We start from the raw sequence: 17,157 nt of genomic DNA, 5'->3' as shown, positions 1-17,157 counted from the left end.
GATGTTAGAAGCCAAACGCTTGAGAAAGCAGTTCGGAAGTCTGGTCGCGACGAACGACGTGTCGGTCGAATTTGGCCGCCACGACGGTGAAATCGTCTTCATCGTCGGGCCGAACGGCGCGGGCAAGACGACGCTCGTGAACCTGCTGACCGGCCTGCTCGAACCGGATGCCGGCAGCGTCGTCATGGACGGCGAGGACGTGACGGAGATGGCTCCCGAAGAGCGCGTCCACGCCGGCCTCGTCCGTAGTTTCCAGGTCGTCCAGGTGTTCGACGAGATGACCGTCCGTGAAAACGTGCGCACCGCCGTCCTCTCGAAGGAGAAAAAGCTGATGAGCCTGTTCAGCTATCGCGACGAACACGAGGAGGTAGAGCAGAAGGTCGACGACCTCCTCACCAAGTTCGGCCTCGACGAACAGGCCGACTCGGTCGCAGAGGAGTTGCCCCACGGGACGCGCAAACTCCTCGACGTGTGCATGTCGTTCGGTCTCGAACCGGACTACCTGCTGCTCGACGAACCGACCGCGGGCGTCTCCACGAAAGAAAAGGAGTACGTCATCGACACCATCGCGAGCGTCTCGAAGGAAGAGGGCGTGACCACGGTCACAATCGAACACGACATGGACATCGTGAAAGGCTACGCAGACCGCGTCGTGGCGCTCCATCAGGGAGCGATTCACGGCGAGGGCGACCCATCGATTCTCGAAACTGACGCCGAACTTCGCCGCCTCCTGATGGGGGTGGAAGAATGAGCGACCCGCTCCTCACAGTCGAGAAATTGAACGCCGAAGTCGAGGGATTCCAGGTGACCCACGACGTGTCCTTCGAGGTGAACCGGGGCGAAGCAGTGGGCCTCGTTGGCCGCAACGGCGCAGGCAAGACCTCTACGTTCCGAGCCATCATGGGCCTGACCCCCATCCAACGCGGGTCGGTCCGATTCGCGGGCGAGGAACTCACCGCGATGCGTCCAGAACTCATCCCAAAGCGCGGCATTGGCTACCAGCCAGAAGACCGCAAACTGTTCACCGGGATGACGGTGGACGAGAACCTCCGTCTGCCCATCTGGACCGCCGGGAAGGCGCGCGGTATCGACGACGAGGACGCCGTCGTCCGCGACGTCTACGAGGTGCTCCCGGAACTCGAAGAACGGTCGAACGCGAACGTCGAGAACCTCTCGGGCGGACAGGCGAAGATGGCGGCCATCGGTCGCGCGCTCGCGCTCAAGCCAGACCTACTCATCTTAGACGAGCCACTCGAAGGCCTCGCTCCCGTGGTCGTCGAGAACCTGAAAAAACACATCAGAGCCATCAACGAGCAGGGCATCGCCGTGCTCATCGCCGAGTCGAACGTGACCCACGTCCCCGAAATCGTAGACCGCATCGTCGTCGTCGAACGCGGCGAAGTGGTCGATTCGGGCGACCCCCACGAACTGAAAAAGAAGCCGGCGATTCAGGAACTGATGCAGGGCAGCGGCCAGGAGTAGTCAGTTCGCGAGTTCCCGTTCGCGCAGTTCTTTTCGCTGAATCTTCCCGGTCGTCGTCTGTGGCAGTGTCTCGACGAACTCGATTTCGCGTGGATACTCGTACTTCGCGAGGTTCTCTTTGACGAGGTTCTGAATCTCGACTTCGAGCGCCTCGCGCTTCTCGACGTCCGATTTCACCTGCACGAACGCTTTGATAACCTCCCCTCGGCGCTCGTCCGGGACGCCGACGACGCCGACCTGTTCGACGTCGGGGTGTTCGAGAATCGCGCTCTCGACTTCGCCCGGGCCGACACGGTAGCCACTCGTCGTGATGAGGTCGTCGTCGCGCGACTTGAACCAGATGTAGCCCTCGTCGTCGCGCGTCGCGAGGTCGCCGGTGAGGTGCCACGGGCCGACGCGGGAGGCCGCCGTCTTCTCAGGGTCGTTCCAGTACTCTTTGAACAAGACGGGGTTGCCTTCTCGCCTGACCGCGATTTCGCCGACATCTCCCACGGCGCACTCCTCGCCCGTCTCTGGGTCCACAATGGCCACGTCGTGACCGGGAACCGGCTTGCCCATGCTGCCGGGCAGGGCGTCGAACCACTGACGGCAGTTGGTGACGAGCAGGTTGGCTTCGGTCTGCCCGTAGAGTTCGTTCACGGCGACGCCGTCGAGTTCGTCTGCGGCCCAGTCGAGGATTTCCGGCGTGAGCGGTTCGCCCCCCGAGCAGATGGCGTGCAGGGAGAGGTCGTACTTCTCGGTCGGCGACTCGACGTCCATCAGCATCCGGATGGCCGTCGGGGGGAGGAACGTGTCGGTGACGCCAAACTCCTCCATGAGCGAGAAGGCCGTCGCCGAATCGAATTTACCCATCGGGTAGCCGACGACGGGGCGGCCGTAGTGCCACGCCGGGAAGACGAGGTCGCCGAGTGCGCCAATCCACGCCCAGTCTGCGGGCGTCCAGCAGACGGCGTCCTGCACGTCGTGTTCGAAGTACATTCGAAACGCCGGGCAGTGGCCCACCCAGACGCCGTGACCGTGGAGCGCGCCCTTTGGTGGCCCGGTCGAGCCGCTCGTGTAGATGATGATAGCGGGCGTGTCTGCGTTTGTCTCTACGATGTCGAACGTGTCCGGTTGGCCCGCGAGCACCTCCTGAAACGAGGTTTCGACGCTCCCGTCTCCGCCGTCGACTTCGACGACGTGCTGGAGGTCAGGACACTCGTCACGAACTGCCCTCACCACGTCCGTCACGCTCTCGTCTCCGACGACGACCGTCGCCTCGCTGTCGCGCAGGCGATAGCCCACCGCGTCCGGGCCGAACAGTTTCGACAGCGGCAGCGAGATTGCTCCGAGTTTCCAGCACGCGAGGTGGGTGAGCAGGTTCGCCGGTTTCTGCGGGACGAGGACGGTCACGCGGTCGCCGCGCTCGACGCCGAGGTCTGCGAGGCCGTTTGCGAGTTGGTTCGACAGGCGGTCGAGTTCGTGGAAGGTGTACGCCTCGCGTCGTCCGTCGGGATACGCCTGATAGAGGGCAATCTGGCCCGGGTCGGCGTGTTTTCGGACGAGGTCGTAAGCAAGGTTGTAGCTCTTCGGGATGTCCCACTCGAACTGGTCGCGGGCTGCGTCGTAGCTATCCCCCGGAATCGTGACGTGCCATGGCATGGCAAAAATTACGCGGGCTGCTGACTACAATCCGCGGGTTGATATGTGAATTTTATTCGTCGTCTACCGCGTCGTCCTCGTCGTCGTCGGAGACGACTTTGAGCCCGCGGCTGTTGACCGCGTAGGGGTCGAGGCCGACTTCTTCTAAGAACTGCTTATACTGGCGCTCGCAGGTTTCTGCGGCCTTCTGTCGTTCGGAGGCGCGGTCACAGAGTTCGACGAGGTTCTCTGGCACGTCGTTCTGGTAGACGATCCAGTGGTTGATGAGGTCAGAGAGGCGGCGAATCGGGCTCGTGAAGTGGCCGTAAATCTCGAAGTTGAGCGCGTGGTGGCCCCCGAACGGGTCGTTCATGTACTTCGCGCGTGGCATCACCTTCATCACGGCCCACTGAATCTTGTTGAGTTGGCGACCCGGCGCGTTCTCGATAGTCGCGTTCACGGCCTTGCGCGGGTCGTCCCACGTGCTGCCGGGAATCTTCACGCCGTCTAAGTCCTGAATCTCCTGCAGTGCCTTGTCCCACTCGTCGGGCGTTGGCTGTGGGTGAACGCGGTACATCGCCTCGACGCCGCGACCCCACATGAGTTCGTGCGTGACGGCCTTGTTCGCCTTCAGCATGCACTCCTCGATGATGGTGTGGGCGCGGTCGCGGCTCGGGTTGAGCACGAGCGACCCATCTTCCTTGCGCTGTTCGTGGAGCTGGTTCGCCAGTTCGAAGACGAGCGAAATCTCGTCGTGGAGGGCCGCGTCCTCGTCTTCCAGTCGCTTTTCTGCCTGTGAGTAGGTCAGGCGCTCGTCGGACTCGATGACGGACTTGTAGATGTCGATGGACTCGTAGGAGAGCGTCTCCTTGCTGATGTGCATCTCGACGGTGTGGGCGAGGCGCTCCTCGTTTGGCACGAGCGAGCAGACGGTCTCTGCGAGCATCGGCGGGAGCATGTGGATGGTGTAGGCGGGCAGATAGACCGTGTTGCCGCGCTTTACCGCCTCGTCCCACATCTTCGATTCTGGGTGGACGTAGTGGGTCACGTCGGCGATGTGAACCCACAGCGTGTACTCCTCTTCTGACTCTTCGATGCTGATGGCGTCGTCGAAGTCCTGGGCGTCCACGGGGTCGATAGTCCAGGTCTGCATGTCCCGGAGGTCAGCGCGGTTGTCGACTTCCGCGTGGATTTCTTCTTGCACGTCGGTGGTGCGTTCTTCTGCTTCGGCCATGACTTCCTCGGGGAAGGCATCGCGAATCTCGAACTTCTCGAAGAGTTCCTCGCGTTTGTTCGCGAGGTGGCGGGCGAGGTCCTCGTCGATTTCGACGGGGCCCTGGCCCTCGGCCGTCCCGGCGTAGGCCTGTTCGTCAGTCATGTGCTGGGCTACGCGTGTCGAACTGAAAGGCGTATCGACCCGAAAATCAGCTATCGCTCGCCGAGCGATTCGTAGCGGTCGCGAACGGTGGTCGCGTATCGCGCGAGAAATTCGTCCTGAGAGACTTCGCCTGCGCCACACTCCTCTAACAGGTCTTCGAGCCCGGCTCGTGGCTGGTGGCAGAGGTCGGTGTCACACTCCTTACAGAGGTGTTCGAACTGCTTTCCTTCACGCTCCCAGCGGTTGCCGAGTTTGTCGTACTCGCGTGCCTCTTTCCTGAGGACGGTGCTTCCGCAGGCAGTGCAGGTGACCACCGTGCTGGCCCGGGACTTCCGGGGACCCCACATGACCGGGGCTTAGACTCGGTTGTAATTAACTGTATTGGCTGGCACAATTCTGGTCGCACTGGCGGCGTCTCGCGGGGCGCAAAAGAGTCTGTAAGAGTTAATGCCCGGCGGTGACAGGTTCAGGTATGGAAGTCAAATCTCGCCACCACCTCCGGAGTGACGAGGTAACGAAGATCAAACAGGCACTCTCCGCCGAACTCGGCGTGGACCTGGACGCAGATAGTTTCGAACTCGTCGAGTTCAAGGACTCCGCGTTCGACCTCATTCTCGTCGACGGCGACGCGACGGTTGGCCGTCTCGACGGTCGACCGTTTCTCACGGTCCGTGGCGCGAACGATTTCCCACCGGAGCGTAACGTCGTCACCGTGGACGCGGGAGCCGTCTCCTTCGTCTCGGACGGCGCGGACGTGATGCGACCGGGCATCGTCGAAGCCGACGAGACCATCGACGAAGGCGACATCGTCGCAATTGCAGAGGAAACCCACGGCAAGGTGCTCGCCATCGGCAAAGCTCTCACCGACGGTGCCGACATGGTCGGCGACTCCGGAAAAGTCGTGAAGTCCATCCACTTCGTTGGCGACGAACTCTACAACTTCACCGCGTAAAAAAGGGGATTCGAGTTAGTTGTCAGAGGAGTCGAGACCGAGCGCCGCGGCCACGTCGAGCAGGCCGGACCCGGACTCGTTCGTGGCGAGGCCGATGTCTTCTGCTGAATTTTGCAGCGTCGAACGAGCCTGTGAGTTCGAACTCCCGTTCGCCATGAGCTGTGCGCCGGCACCGGCGACGTGCGGCGTCGCCATCGACGTTCCCGAGAACGTGTCGTAGCCGCCGATGACCGACGAGTAGATGTCCGTGCCGGGGGCGGCAATTTCGACTTCTGGTCCCTGCGAGGAGAAACTCGAGAAACCATCCGAGGAGTTCGTCGAGGAAACGGCCATGACCGTCGAGTAGGCGGCCGGGTAGCCGACACAGTCGGTACACGGGCCGCTGTTGCCTGCCGCACCGACGAGGAAGACGCCGTTGTCCACGGCGTACTGACAGGCGTCTTTGAGCGTCTGTGCGCCACTGCTCGCCCCGAGGCTCATCGAACCGACGTCGTAGCCCTGGTCTGCGGTCCACTCGATACCGGCGGCCACGTCGGAGAGGGAGCCGCTTCCGCGCTTGTCGAGCACCTTGACCGCGTGGAGCGTCGCGTCGGGTGCGACGCCGACGACGCCCTCTGCGTTGTCGATACCGGCGGCGATGCCGGCACAGTGGGTGCCGTGGTCGTTGTCGTCGTCCCAGTCGTAGGCGTAGTTGCCCTTTGCTTTCGTGAACGCCCTCCCGGTGCCGAGATTCGCGGCGAGGTCGGGGTGGTCAGAGTCGATGCCGGTGTCGATGATGGCGAGGTCGGCGCCGCTCCCGGTTTCGCCATTTGCGTGAGCGACGTCCGCGTCTGTGCGGTCTACGCCCCACGGCAACGTCTGCGCCTGGGTCGTGACCCCGTCGCCCGGCTTGCCGCCGATGGCGTACATCGTGATGTCCGCTTCGACGTAGCGGACGTCGTCGCGCTTGCGGAGTTGTTCGACCGCTTTGTCCGAAAAGCGCCCGGCGACCGCCTGCCCAATCGAGCCGAAGTCGAGGGTTCTGCTGACGGAGTCCGCCCGGTTTCGTGCTTCTTCACTCGCACCTGGCGAACTCGTTCCGACGATACGACGAGGAGCCCGGTTCGCCGCAGCCGTGCCAACGAACATCGTCCCGACGGCACCGACAGCCGACGTTTTGAGCAAATTTCTTCGAGTTAAATTTACATCTGACATAGATGTAACCTAAACTTTCGTTATAGTTATTTAAAACTTGGCTTATGTTCGCATGGACCACGTAGGTACTACCGTGGGTGTGAGTGACTCTGAGAGGCGGGAAACGAACTCCGTCTGACGTAAAGCCTATACTCGAAGGAACCGGTTTGTGTTCTATGGGACTTATGAGCAAGCTCCTGGGTGAACGTGGGTCTCGCAAGACCGACGACTACCTGGAGCTGAACATCGACGACTTCGAGGCGGCGGCTGGCGACGCCAAGATGCGCGTCCACATCGCGAAAATCGGGAACCAACAGGACGTCATTGCCATCAAGGACGCCATCTATGACGGCGACCTGGTCATCGCGGACATCACCCGACACGCGACCGAGGACCGCACAATGCAGCGCATCAGCGACGAACTCCAGCAGGTCGCCCAGGAGGTCGGTGGCGATATCGTCCAGAAGGACGACGACCAGCTCATTCTCACCCCGACGGGCGTCTCAATCAGCCGCCAGAAGCTCGGCGGCCGCTAGGCTCGCGGTCATTTTTCAGACGCACAAAAAAGTGCCCGGTCGGAATTCCCATGACAGACAGCGCCCTCAGTCCCCGAACCGGTACGCGGGTCTGACTCCCACCAGCCGAGTACCGTGTCTGAGAGCTATTATGTCAATACGTAACACACGACGATAAATCTAGGTGTTTTCTCAGTACTATCCTGAAAAGCGAACGGAGGTTAGAAGTCGGGGGAGTCGTCTTCGACTTCGCGTTTCATGGACTCGCGGCGGCTCTTTGCGTCGCGTCCCGTGGCTTCGAGCAGGAAGTTGTTTTTCGCGCTCACGGCGTCTGCGGCGTGGTCTGCGAGCCCCTTGTCGAGGATTTCCTTCGCGTCGTGCTCTTCGAAGTGAACCGCGAGTTTGTCTTTCTTGCCGCTGTACTTGACCGCACCAGCGACGATGCGCTTGAACACCGGATTTTTCGGCTCGCCGACGACGAGGAGGTCGCTCCCTTTGAAGTCCTCCGTCCCCGTGATGGGACCAAAGTAGTCTTCGACGGTCGCTTTCATGTCGGGGATTCGCTCCTCCAGCGTCTCACCGCGGCGCATCTTGTACTCCTTCATAGACAGGTGTTTGCGTAGCCAGGTTTTACTCTTTTCGCGTCGCGACCCGGTCTAAGTAGCCCTGCTTACACGACGGACAGATATCGCCCTCGCGCAGGGGTGATTCACGAACCGGCGTGTCGAAACCACACTTTGGACACTGGAACACGCCCTCGCCGGGAGCGATTGCTCCCGCATCGGTCGTCTCCTCGACTTCTGGTTCGTCTGCCTCGTCCGCGCCGTTCTGTATCCAACTCGTGTCTTTCGGGTCCTCGCGTGCCGGTTCGTCCGGCCACGCGCCGGGTTCGCGCTCCGGTTCGTCCGGTTCGTCGGTGAGGATGACGCCGTCGTCGGTCTCCGCGTCGAGTTCGTCGAACGTCGATTCGGTTTCGATGTCTTCGAGGTCCGGACCCGTGTCGTGCCCCACGCCGGCGTCCTCGTGGTCGTCGATGATTTCTACGTCCTCTTCGCTCGGGTCGGCGGGCGGTTCGACGGCATCCGCCTCGGAAACGTTCGTCTCGTCTTTGTGGTCGAACGCCGACGCGTCCTCGTGGTCGAACCCGTCTTCGGCTGCGTCCCCGTCAGCGAGGTCGTCCGTGACGATAACGTCCGGTTCGTTGGGAACTGGCTCCGGTTCGCCCGCGGGCGATTCGGCCGACGTAATCTCCTTTGCCTCGGAGCGAACCTGCGTCCCACCGCAGCGTTCGCACACTTCGATCTCGCGCACCGTGACGACGACTTCACTCCCTCGTTCCTCTCGCTCCCGCTCTACCTCCAGTTCGCCGTAGCGGTGACCGAGAAGCGAACACTTGAGACTCATTGGCAAATGCATCCCCACGTGCGAGTATAAGAGTACTGTTTCCCGGACTGTCCGGCGAGAAAACTGGCAGACGGCCACCACCACGGATGGGCCACGAGAGGGGACAAGGGTAAGATGCATCCCGACATACAGTGGGGTATGAGGGCAAAGCGTGAGTATCGGAACCGCGACGCGACAGAGGTTGCGGTGCTCGACGCCTTGGTCGACCGAAAGGGAGAGGGCATGACCGTCTTCGAGCTCAGAGCGCACGCGGACATCTCCATCGACGAACTCGAAGACGCGCTCGCCAACCTGAAAGAAGCAGGCCTCATCGAGGTGACCGACGAGGGGGCGCGAACCGTCATCCTGCCGGACGATAAGGTCGTCCCTGAACCGGGCGAGGCCGAGCCGAAACCGTCGCTCATCGACAGAATCATCGAGAAATTCTCGCCGTAGAGGGCGAAGTTTATTCCCGGGCAGGAAATACCACCAGCCATGACCGTCCTCGAGGGGTTCCACGAAGACCACGGCGCAACGTTCACAGAGCGCGGCGGCCGTCGCGTCGTCGGCAACTACGGACGGCCCACCCAGGCACACAAAGCCGTCCGAAACGTCGTCGGCGTCATCGAGATGGGCTACGGGGTCGTCCTCGTCGAAGGCGCAGACCGCGTCGAGTTCGTCGACAACGCGATTTCGAACACCGTCCCGACCGAGGACGGCCAGGGCGTCTACGCGCTCCTGCTCGACCCACAGGGTCGCGTCGAACTGGACATGTACGTCTACAACGCTGGCGAGCGCCTGTTGCTGTTCACGCCGCCGGACGAGGCCGCTCCGCTTGCCGAAGACTGGCGCGGGAAGACCTTCATTCAGGACGTAGACATCTCCGTCGCCACCGACGACTTCGCCGTGTTCGGCGTCCACGGGCCGAAGGCCACGGAAAAAGTAGCCAGTGTCCTCACCGGTCCGGGCGCACCCGAGGGCGCGCTCTCATTCGACCGCGGGTCGATGGGCGACGCTGGCGTCACCGTCATCGCGACCGACGCGCTAACCGGCGAGGAAGGCTACGAAGTCGTCTGTGCGGCGGACAAGGCCGAGGAAGTCCTCGACGCCCTGCTCTACTTCGGCATGGCGGCGACCCCCTTCGGCTACGACACGTGGGACTCACTCACCCTCGAAGCCGGAACGCCACTGTTCGAGACCGAACTCGAAGGGCGGATTCCGAACGTCGCCGGCATCCGTAACGCACTGAACTTCGACAAGGGCTGTTTCGTCGGCCAGGAAGTCGTCTCCAGAGTCGAGAATCGCGGCCAGCCAAGCCGACGACTCGTGGGACTCGTCTGCGAAGAAGTTCCCGAAGCAGGCGCAAACGTCACCGCAAACGGCGACGACGTAGGTGAGGTGACGCGCGCCGTCCAGAGTCCCTTGCGCGACGAGCCAATCGCGCTCGCCTACGTCGAATACGGACTGGACGCAACCGACGTGACTGTTGGGGAAACGACTGGCAGCATTGAACCGCTCCCCTTCGTCGAGGGGAGCCAGCAATCCGAGCGACTGCCGACGTATCCGAACTGAAAACAGCTATTTTCGCGACAGCAACGTCTTCAACTGCTCGCGCGAGGCGAGGGTCGTCGGCTTGTCCATGTGGACGCCAATTTCGCCTGCGAGCGTGCTGAGTCCGGCCGTCTGAACGGGTTTCGGCAGCGAGTACGCCTTGCGAATCCACGCACCGAGTCGAATCTCCGTCCGGAGGTCCTCGCGCCACGCCCGCTCGTAATCGCCGAGCGTTCCCGGGTCGTCCGGATTCACGGTTTCAGCGGCGTGGTCTGCGGCGGTCATACCGTAGACGATGCCGCCGCCGGTGAACGGCTTGGTCTGCGCGGCGGCGTCGCCAATCAACAGACTTCGACGGCCCGTCACGCGCTTTGGCGGGTCAATCGGAATCATGCCCGCACAGAAGTGGGAGGTCTCCACGTCGTAGCCAGAGACGAACTCGTCGAACAGTTCGCGGGCGGTCGGCGAAGAGCCGGGCGGCGCGGCGAGGCCGTATTCGACACCCGCCTCACCGCGTGGGATGCGCCACGCGAAGAACGTCGGCGCGGTCAGGTGGACGTCCACGTATTCGCCGGGGTCGTCCTCCTCGGAAAAGGCGAGAACGCCCTGCAGTTTCTCCTGTGGTTCGGGGAGGCCACACTCGCGGCGCACCCGCGAGACGGGGCCGTCACACCCGACCACAATCTTCCCCGCAAACGTCTCCATGCCGTCCGGCGTTTGCGCAACGACCTCGACGCGGTCGCGACGCTCCGTAACCTCGGTAACGCTGTGGTCTTCGCGCAGGTCCGCCCCCGCTGCGACGGCCGCGTCGGCGAGCACTTCGTCGAGTCCTACGCGGTCGATGACGTTCGAGATAACGTCGCGTTTGTAGAAGAGATGCGAGTCGCTCCCCGGGCCGTCAGTGTGAAAACGCGCACCGGAGATTTCGTTCTGGAGGAGCTTTTCTTTCGTCCCTTCGGTAGTGAATTCCCAGAGGTCGGTGCTGACGTGCCCCGAGCAGGCGAGCGGTTTGCCCACTGTCCCTCGTTCGAGCACGAGCACGTCGTGTCCGTCCTCGGCGGTTCGCCGGGCGAATCGCGACCCGGCCGGTCCCGCACCGACGACGACGAAATCGTACATTGGCTTCGCCTATTCTATCCGTCAGTATATACTTCCCGGCCTGTGGCCGCCCCGTGCGAGAATTTATCAGTGAAGCCGCGGCCAGCACGGCCCATGCACTGAGAACCGCCACGGAGTCGCCGCGACTGTCCGGCATCCGACTTCGTGGAGCCGATACGCCGGCTGTTTGCCCTTATTCGACGACTGCAAAGCCGCGTGGCGTCATCCGCTCGTAGCGGTTTTCCCACGGTATCGAGAGTGTCGTCCACGACCGACCCATGTCCCCGGAGCGAGCGATGCCGTGGTTCGAGAAGGCGTAGACGACGCCCGGTTCGCCGACCGTTGCTAACTCCGCCCGAACCAACCCGTCACCTTCGTCGAGGTCGCCACCACACCGCTCCCACGGGCCGCCAGTCTCGCGTCGATAGACGTAGGACTCGGCCGATGAAGGGTTGTGCGCCGCGTACGCTCCGTTTGCGGCGGAGAGAACCACCGTGTCCGGGTCACCCGGATCTGGTGCGACGCTCCAGCAGTAGCGGTGATTCAACCCCTCCTGGGGGTGCGACCACGACCGCCCGCCGTCACGCGACTCCGCGTAGCCGTCGCCAGCCGCCGCGTAGACCCGGCCCGGCGCGTCCGGGTGGACGGCCAGCGAGTGATTGTCGAACCGCGACCCGGAGGGTCGTTCGTGCCACGACTCGCCGCCGTCCTCGGAGTAGACGAAGGCTCCGGCCTCGATGCCGACGTAGAGTCGGTCGGGGTCTTCGGGGTCCACCTCGATCCACCGAACGTGATGGGTGTGCGGCCGCGGCGGGAAGTACCACTCGTCCGCCGAAGGCAGGTCGGTGAGCGGCGAGAGCGCGGTCCACGAGTCGCCGCCATCGGTGGAGCGATAAACCGCGCTCGGTTCCATGCCGACGTAGACGGTATCCGGGTCGTGCGGACTCACGCGTGCTGACATCACGGCTCCCTCGATGACATCCTCACCGACCGATTCCCAGGTGTCGCCAGCGTCGAGACTCCGCTGGAGGCCGGACTCGAACGTTCCGACGAAGATGCGCTTCGGTTCGGCCGGCGAGACGGCCACGCATTCGATCGAATGACCGTCGAGTCGCTCGGTTGCCTGCCAATCCCCACCCCGGCCGGTCGCGACCACGAGCACCTCGCGAAGCGGTGCGTAAATTGAGGTCATACCGAGAGATACGCTCGCCCGACGGAAAGAGGTAGTGCGTCGTTAGTCGTCGGTCGTTATCGCCGGAGCCACACGGTCCGCACGCGGCCCGTCGAGGTCGATTTCGGGGAGCAGGTCGCGCAGATAGAGGCCGGTATAGGAGTCGTCGTCGCGGGCGACTTCCTCGGGCGTACCCGCCGCGACGATTTGGCCGCCGTTCTCACCACCCTCCGGTCCGAGGTCGATGATGTGGTCTGCGTTCTTCACGAGGTCGAGTTCGTGTTCGACGACGACCACGGTGTTGCCGTTGTCCACGAGCCGCTGGAGCACGTCGATGAGTTTGCGCTCGTCCTCCGAGTGCAGACCTGTCGTTGGCTCGTCGAGCAGGTAGAGCGTCTCGCCGGTCTGTTTCTTGCCGAGTTCCTCTGCGAGTTTCACGCGCTGGGCTTCACCACCAGAGAGCGTCGTAGACGGTTGGCCGAGGCGCATGTAATCGAGACCGACGTCGGAGAGCAACTGCAGGCGGCGTTTGATACGCGTGTCCGCCTCGAAGAACGCGAGGGCCTCCTCGATGCTCATATCGAGAACGTCCGCGATGTTCTTGCCTTTGTACGTCACGTCAAGCGTCTCATCGTTGTAGCGGTCGCCGCCACACTCCTCACACGGAACGTACACGTCAGAGAGGAAGTTCATCTCGATTTTGACGGTTCCCTGCCCGCCACACTCCTCACAGCGCCCGCCCTTCACGTTGAACGAGAAGCGCCCCTTCTCGTAACCACGCTGACGGGCGAGTTTCGTCTTCGCGAACAGCTCGCGGATGTAGTCGAAGACGCCCGTGTACGTCGCCGGGTTCGACCGCGGCGTGCGGCCGATTGGACTCTGGTCGATGAGGCGCACCGTCTCGATCTGGTCGAGACCCTCGATGGCGTCGTGTTCGCCGGGGTCGACGCTCGTGTTGTTGTTCATCGTCCGCGCGAGACTCTTGTAGAGAATCTCGTGCATGAGTGTCGATTTCCCCGACCCGGAGACACCCGTAACTGCGGTGAAACAGCCGAGCGGGATGTCAACGTCGAGGTTCTGTAAGTTGTGCTGGCGGGCGCCCTTGATGGTGAGTTTGCCGTCGGATTCTCGTCGGTCCGTCGGCACGCGGATGGCTTTGCGCCCGGAGAGGTACTCGGCGGTGATGGTGTCGGCCTCGAGTATCTCGTCGTACGAGCCCTGAAAGACGACTTCGCCGCCGCGTTTGCCGGGGCCAGGCCCCATGTCGATGATGTTGTCCGCCCGGCGCATCGTCTCCTCGTCGTGTTCGACGACGAGCAACGTGTTGCCGATATCTCTGAGTTCACAGAGCGTGTTGAGCAGGCGGTCGTTGTCGCGCTGATGGAGGCCGATGGACGGTTCGTCGAGCACGTAGAGGACGCCGACCAGTCCGGACCCGATCTGTGTGGCGAGGCGAATCCGCTGGCTCTCGCCGCCCGACAGGGTTGCGGCCTCCCGGTCGAGCGTGAGGTATTCGAGACCAACTTCGCACATGAAGCCGAGGCGGGCGCGAATCTCCTTGAGAATCTCCGTCGCGATGGTTCGCTCGCGGTCGGTAAGGTTCTCTTCGAGTCCCTCGAAGTAGGTGAGCGCGTCGCCGATGCTCATGCGGTTCACCTCTGGAAGGGACGTACCATCCACGAGGACAGCGCGAGATTTGGGCTTCAGGCGCGACCCGTTACACGCCGGGCACGTCGTGACCGACATGAACTTCTCGATGTGCTCGCGGGCGCGCTTGCTGTCGGTTTCGACGTGGCGTCGTTCGAGGTTCGGGATGACGCCCTCGAACGGCTGTTTCTTCCGGCGGACGCCGTTTTTCGTCTGCCACTCGAACAGCACCTCTTCGCGCGTCCCGTAGAGAAAGCCCTCCTGTACCTCGGTGTCCAGCTCTTCGAACGGTGTGGTGAGCGAGACGTCGTAGTGCTCGGCCATCGAGTCGAGCTGGCGGCGGTAGTAGGTCCGGTTGTAGCTCCACGGTTCGAAGACGTGCTTGAGCGGCTGGCTCGGGTCCTGAATGACGAGGTCTTCGTCGATTTCCTTCGTCTCGCCGAGGCCGGAACACTCTGGACACGCCCCGTACGGGCTGTTGAACGAGAAACTGCGCGTCTCCACTTCACTCAGGTCGATACCACAGTGGGTGCACGCGAGGTCCTCTGAGAACTCGACGACGAGTCGGCCATCTTTCTCAGCGTTCGCGCCGAGCGACCCGGTCGAGCGCGTCTCGGAGCCGAGTTTGACGCCGTTCGGCGGGTTTGGCAGGACGACCTTGACGATGCCGTCGGTCTCGCGGAGTGCGGTTTCAACGCTGTCGGTGATGCGAGAACGGGCTTTCTCCGCGATTTTTACGCGGTCGACGACGACGTCGATGGTGTGTCGGAAGTTCTCGTCGAGCGTCGGTTTCTCCACGGTGAGGTCGTACTCCTCGCCGTCGACTTCGACGCGCGAGTAGCCGTCACTCACGAGATCAGAAAAGAGGTCTACGAACGCACCTTTCTGGTCGCGCACGACGGGTGCGGCGATTTTCGCCTTCGTGCCGTCGGGCAGTTCGAGGATGCGACGCACCATGTTCTGGGCGCTCTGTTCGCCCACCTCGCGGCCACACTCGGGACAGTGTGGAATGCCGACGCGGGCGTACAGGAGGCGCAGGTAGTCGTGGAGTTCGGTCACCGTCCCGACGGTCGACCGCGGGTTGTTCGCCCCGTTTTTCTGGTCGATAGAGATGGCTGGCGAGAGTCCTTCGACGCTCTCGACCTGTGGTTTGTCCATCTGTCCGAGGAAGTTGCGGGCGTAGGCACTCAGACTCTCGATGTAGCGGCGCTGGCCTTCTGCGTAAATCGTGTCGAAGGCGAGCGACGATTTCCCCGACCCCGAAAGTCCCGTGACGACGGTGAACGTCTCGCGCGGGACGCGAACGTCGAGGTCTTTCAGATTGTGCTCTTTGGCCCCCCTAACCTCGATGTAGTCCTTGCTCATCTACGCCTGCGTATGGACGCTGGCCGTGAAACGCTGTCGGTTAGGACGTGGTTTGCGCGGCCGAAGGAAGCAGCCAATTTGCCGGCTCGAACACGTTCACCGGCAGCGGTTTTGTCGAGTGCACATAGAGGGTGTACTCGGGTCCGCCGACCACCAGTCTGCGGAGTCGGCTCTCGTCGCGTTTGAAGCCAAATTCGGCGAGAACTGCCTCGGGCAGCAAGCCGTCTGGAACCTGAAGGAGGGTCGCGTCAGCGTGCTCCTCGCAGAGGTGGAGAAGGATACGTCGGAGGCCGATAGTCCGGTCCGCGTCGCCTTCGAGTGGTGCCACCTCTGCGAGGGTGACGACACGCTTGTCGCCGACCATCTTGATTCGCGTGACGACGGAGGCGAGCGGCACGCCGTAGCGGGTTGCTGTATAGGTGGTCCACTCGTCCTGTGGGTTGCCAAACCGCCACGCGAGGAAGCGTTCGTCGCGTCGGAGGTGGAGACGCGACGGTGTCGCTCGGCGCGAGAGCACCACGAGGTCGTCGATGAACACACCATCGGCCTGTTCGATGGCGAGTTTTTCACCGAGGGTGACGCGCCGGTCGCGGCGGCGGCGGAGGAATCGAGCGAGCGCCGTCGTGACCGTGGCGATTGGTCCGAGCGGTCGGACGAACGCGCCCGGGTCCTGGATTCGGGAGTGTGTTTTCGTGGGTGCGACCCGGATCCAGCCCCAGTGGTCGAAGATGGGGGCGGCCGCGTCGTTGAGGAACGAAAAGAGCACGTCGTGCGTCGCCTCGCCGTGTGAAATTGTCTCCTTCGCGAGTTTCGAGTAGATGCCCGTCCCCCGGTAGTCCGGATGGATGATAGCATCGACAAGCATCGCCCCAGCGAGCGATTCGGTGCCGTGGGCGAGCGGGAACGACAGGTAGCCCTGCATTCCGATGACCGTTCCATCGACCTCGGCGACGAGCAGTGAGAAGTCGTCGGCGAAGGGATTGTCGAGATACTTCCAGTCGAACCAGTCGGGCGTTGCAGGCGCGGAGAGACTTTCTTCAACGAGTGCGCAGATGGCGTCACGGTCGCCGTCTGTAGACAGGCGAATGGTGACACCGTTTACATACGCCGTGTGTGTGACGAGTGCCATACCTGTCACGTCTCTGTGATTCACTATTGTTACAGAGTCTCAACAGCCGCGCCGAGACGGGAAGTGGGCTGCTAACTGCGAAGGCGGTTGGAAACTGGCCGGGCGGCAGTTGGAGGAGGGTCGCCGACGTGTCGTGCGAAAGGAGTGGCTACTGAGTGGGGAGAAAATGCTTCGTCCGCGAAAAAACACTCGCTCATCTGTGGCCCTAGATTTAACCGGTGACGTGAGAACCCGTGTTGTATGGCACTGGATACCATGTTGCTCGCGGTTGGCCCCCGCGATGCGAACAGTGTGGGCCGACTCGCAGAGACCGTAATCGATGTCGCAAAGCCGACCGGTGCAACCGTCGTCCTCGGGCATGTATTCACCGAAGAGGAGTTCGACTCGGTTCTCGAACGGCTCGACTTTTCTGTGGAAAACCGCGCCGAACCGGGCGAAGTTGCGCGACGGCACACGACGATTCGAGAGCTCACAGACCACTTCGACGAGGCGGGCGTCGAGTACGAAATCGAGGGAGCGGTCGGAAACCACGGCGACGCCATCGTCGACCTCGCGGAGGGGGTCGATGCAGACCGAGTCGTCATCGGCGGGCGAAAGCGATCGCCGACCGGCAAGGCCGTGTTCGGTTCGACCGCCCAGGAAGTGCTGTTCGCCGCGCCGTGTCCGGTGACGTACGTCAGGCGGGACTGACCG

17 protein-coding genes are annotated in these 17,157 nt (G+C 62.7%); 7 read left to right on the top strand and 10 right to left on the bottom strand.

All coding sequences use genetic code 11. The features are described 5' to 3' along the window. Position 1: 1 nt before the first annotated feature. On the top strand, positions 2-751 hold the full coding sequence (locus tag P0648_RS03715; protein ID WP_276245583.1) for an ABC transporter ATP-binding protein: 750 nt from the start codon (positions 2-4) through the stop codon (positions 749-751). Further along, on the top strand, positions 748-1,482 hold the full coding sequence (locus P0648_RS03710) for an ABC transporter ATP-binding protein (RefSeq protein ID WP_276245584.1): 735 nt from the start codon (positions 748-750) through the stop codon (positions 1,480-1,482). Before P0648_RS03715 ends, P0648_RS03710 begins: the two co-directional genes overlap by 4 nt. Here the strand turns inward: P0648_RS03710 and P0648_RS03705 are convergent, their stop codons facing one another. Genes P0648_RS03705 through P0648_RS03695 form a run of 3 tightly spaced genes read right to left on the bottom strand, consistent with a single transcriptional unit; the run spans position 1,483 to position 4,827 of the window. Then, positions 1,483-3,123, bottom strand: a complete 1,641-nt coding sequence (locus P0648_RS03705) for an acyl-CoA synthetase (protein ID WP_277505256.1) — start codon at positions 3,121-3,123, stop codon at positions 1,483-1,485. 52 nt (positions 3,124-3,175) lie between these two features. Then, complete coding sequence (locus P0648_RS03700) at positions 3,176-4,480, bottom strand: ribonuclease R family protein (protein WP_276245586.1); 1,305 nt, start codon at positions 4,478-4,480, stop codon at positions 3,176-3,178. A gap of 50 nt (positions 4,481-4,530) precedes the next feature. Then, positions 4,531-4,827, bottom strand: a complete 297-nt coding sequence (locus P0648_RS03695; protein WP_276245587.1) for a hypothetical protein — start codon at positions 4,825-4,827, stop codon at positions 4,531-4,533. Between the two features lie 125 nt (positions 4,828-4,952). On the opposite strand from P0648_RS03695, the gene P0648_RS03690 reads away from it, so the two are divergent. Further along, positions 4,953-5,432 (top strand): RNA-binding protein, encoded by a 480-nt coding sequence (locus P0648_RS03690; protein WP_276245588.1) that lies wholly within the window; start codon positions 4,953-4,955, stop codon positions 5,430-5,432. 15 nt (positions 5,433-5,447) lie between these two features. Here P0648_RS03690 and P0648_RS03685 read toward each other — a convergent pair whose 3' ends face one another. Continuing rightward, positions 5,448-6,596: a S8 family peptidase gene (locus P0648_RS03685; RefSeq protein ID WP_277505255.1), complete on the bottom strand. Its 1,149-nt coding sequence runs from the start codon at positions 6,594-6,596 to the stop codon at positions 5,448-5,450. A 185-nt stretch (positions 6,597-6,781) separates the two neighbouring features. Between P0648_RS03685 and sepF the strand changes: the two genes are divergently transcribed. Further along, positions 6,782-7,141: a cell division protein SepF gene (gene sepF / locus P0648_RS03680; protein WP_276245590.1), complete on the top strand. Its 360-nt coding sequence runs from the start codon at positions 6,782-6,784 to the stop codon at positions 7,139-7,141. 200 nt (positions 7,142-7,341) lie between these two features. Here the strand turns inward: sepF and P0648_RS03675 are convergent, their stop codons facing one another. Beyond that, a complete protein-coding gene (locus P0648_RS03675; protein ID WP_276245591.1) occupies positions 7,342-7,725 on the bottom strand; it encodes a DUF5611 family protein in 384 nt (127 codons plus the stop codon). Positions 7,726-7,750: 25 nt separating this feature from the next. Beyond that, entirely contained in the window at positions 7,751-8,524 is a 774-nt protein-coding gene (locus tag P0648_RS03670; RefSeq protein WP_277505252.1) for a hypothetical protein, read from the bottom strand. A gap of 138 nt (positions 8,525-8,662) precedes the next feature. On the opposite strand from P0648_RS03670, the gene P0648_RS03665 reads away from it, so the two are divergent. Continuing rightward, positions 8,663-8,959, top strand: coding sequence for a DUF6432 family protein (locus tag P0648_RS03665; protein WP_277505251.1), 297 nt, complete (start codon positions 8,663-8,665; stop codon positions 8,957-8,959). 39 nt (positions 8,960-8,998) lie between these two features. Beyond that, positions 8,999-10,075 carry an aminomethyltransferase family protein gene (locus P0648_RS03660; RefSeq protein WP_277505249.1) on the top strand — a complete coding sequence of 359 codons (1,077 nt, stop codon included), beginning with the start codon at positions 8,999-9,001 and terminating at the stop codon, positions 10,073-10,075. Positions 10,076-10,081: 6 nt separating this feature from the next. Here the strand turns inward: P0648_RS03660 and P0648_RS03655 are convergent, their stop codons facing one another. From P0648_RS03655 to P0648_RS03640, 4 genes are all read right to left on the bottom strand, one after another. Continuing rightward, entirely contained in the window at positions 10,082-11,173 is a 1,092-nt protein-coding gene (locus P0648_RS03655) for a geranylgeranyl reductase family protein (RefSeq protein WP_277505247.1), read from the bottom strand. Positions 11,174-11,345: 172 nt separating this feature from the next. Then, on the bottom strand, positions 11,346-12,344 hold the full coding sequence (locus P0648_RS03650; RefSeq protein WP_277505245.1) for a hypothetical protein: 999 nt from the start codon (positions 12,342-12,344) through the stop codon (positions 11,346-11,348). Positions 12,345-12,386: 42 nt separating this feature from the next. Then, positions 12,387-15,335 (bottom strand): excinuclease ABC subunit UvrA, encoded by a 2,949-nt coding sequence (gene uvrA, locus P0648_RS03645; RefSeq protein WP_277505244.1) that lies wholly within the window; start codon positions 15,333-15,335, stop codon positions 12,387-12,389. A 40-nt stretch (positions 15,336-15,375) separates the two neighbouring features. Next, complete coding sequence (locus tag P0648_RS03640; RefSeq protein ID WP_277505243.1) at positions 15,376-16,464, bottom strand: GNAT family N-acetyltransferase; 1,089 nt, start codon at positions 16,462-16,464, stop codon at positions 15,376-15,378. Between the two features lie 240 nt (positions 16,465-16,704). Here P0648_RS03640 and P0648_RS03635 point away from each other — a divergent pair, with 240 nt between their 5' ends. Beyond that, the gene (locus tag P0648_RS03635; RefSeq protein ID WP_277505242.1) at positions 16,705-17,154 is read left to right on the top strand and encodes a universal stress protein; all 450 of its coding nucleotides are present in this window, start codon (positions 16,705-16,707) and stop codon (positions 17,152-17,154) included. Positions 17,155-17,157 lie beyond the last annotated feature (3 nt).

The sequence above is a fragment of the Haladaptatus sp. DYSN1 genome (assembly GCF_029489995.1).
Lineage (GTDB): Archaea > Halobacteriota > Halobacteria > Halobacteriales > Halococcaceae > QDMS2.
Note: the sequence above shows the minus strand (reverse complement) of the source record. Positions and strands in the feature narration are given on the sequence as shown.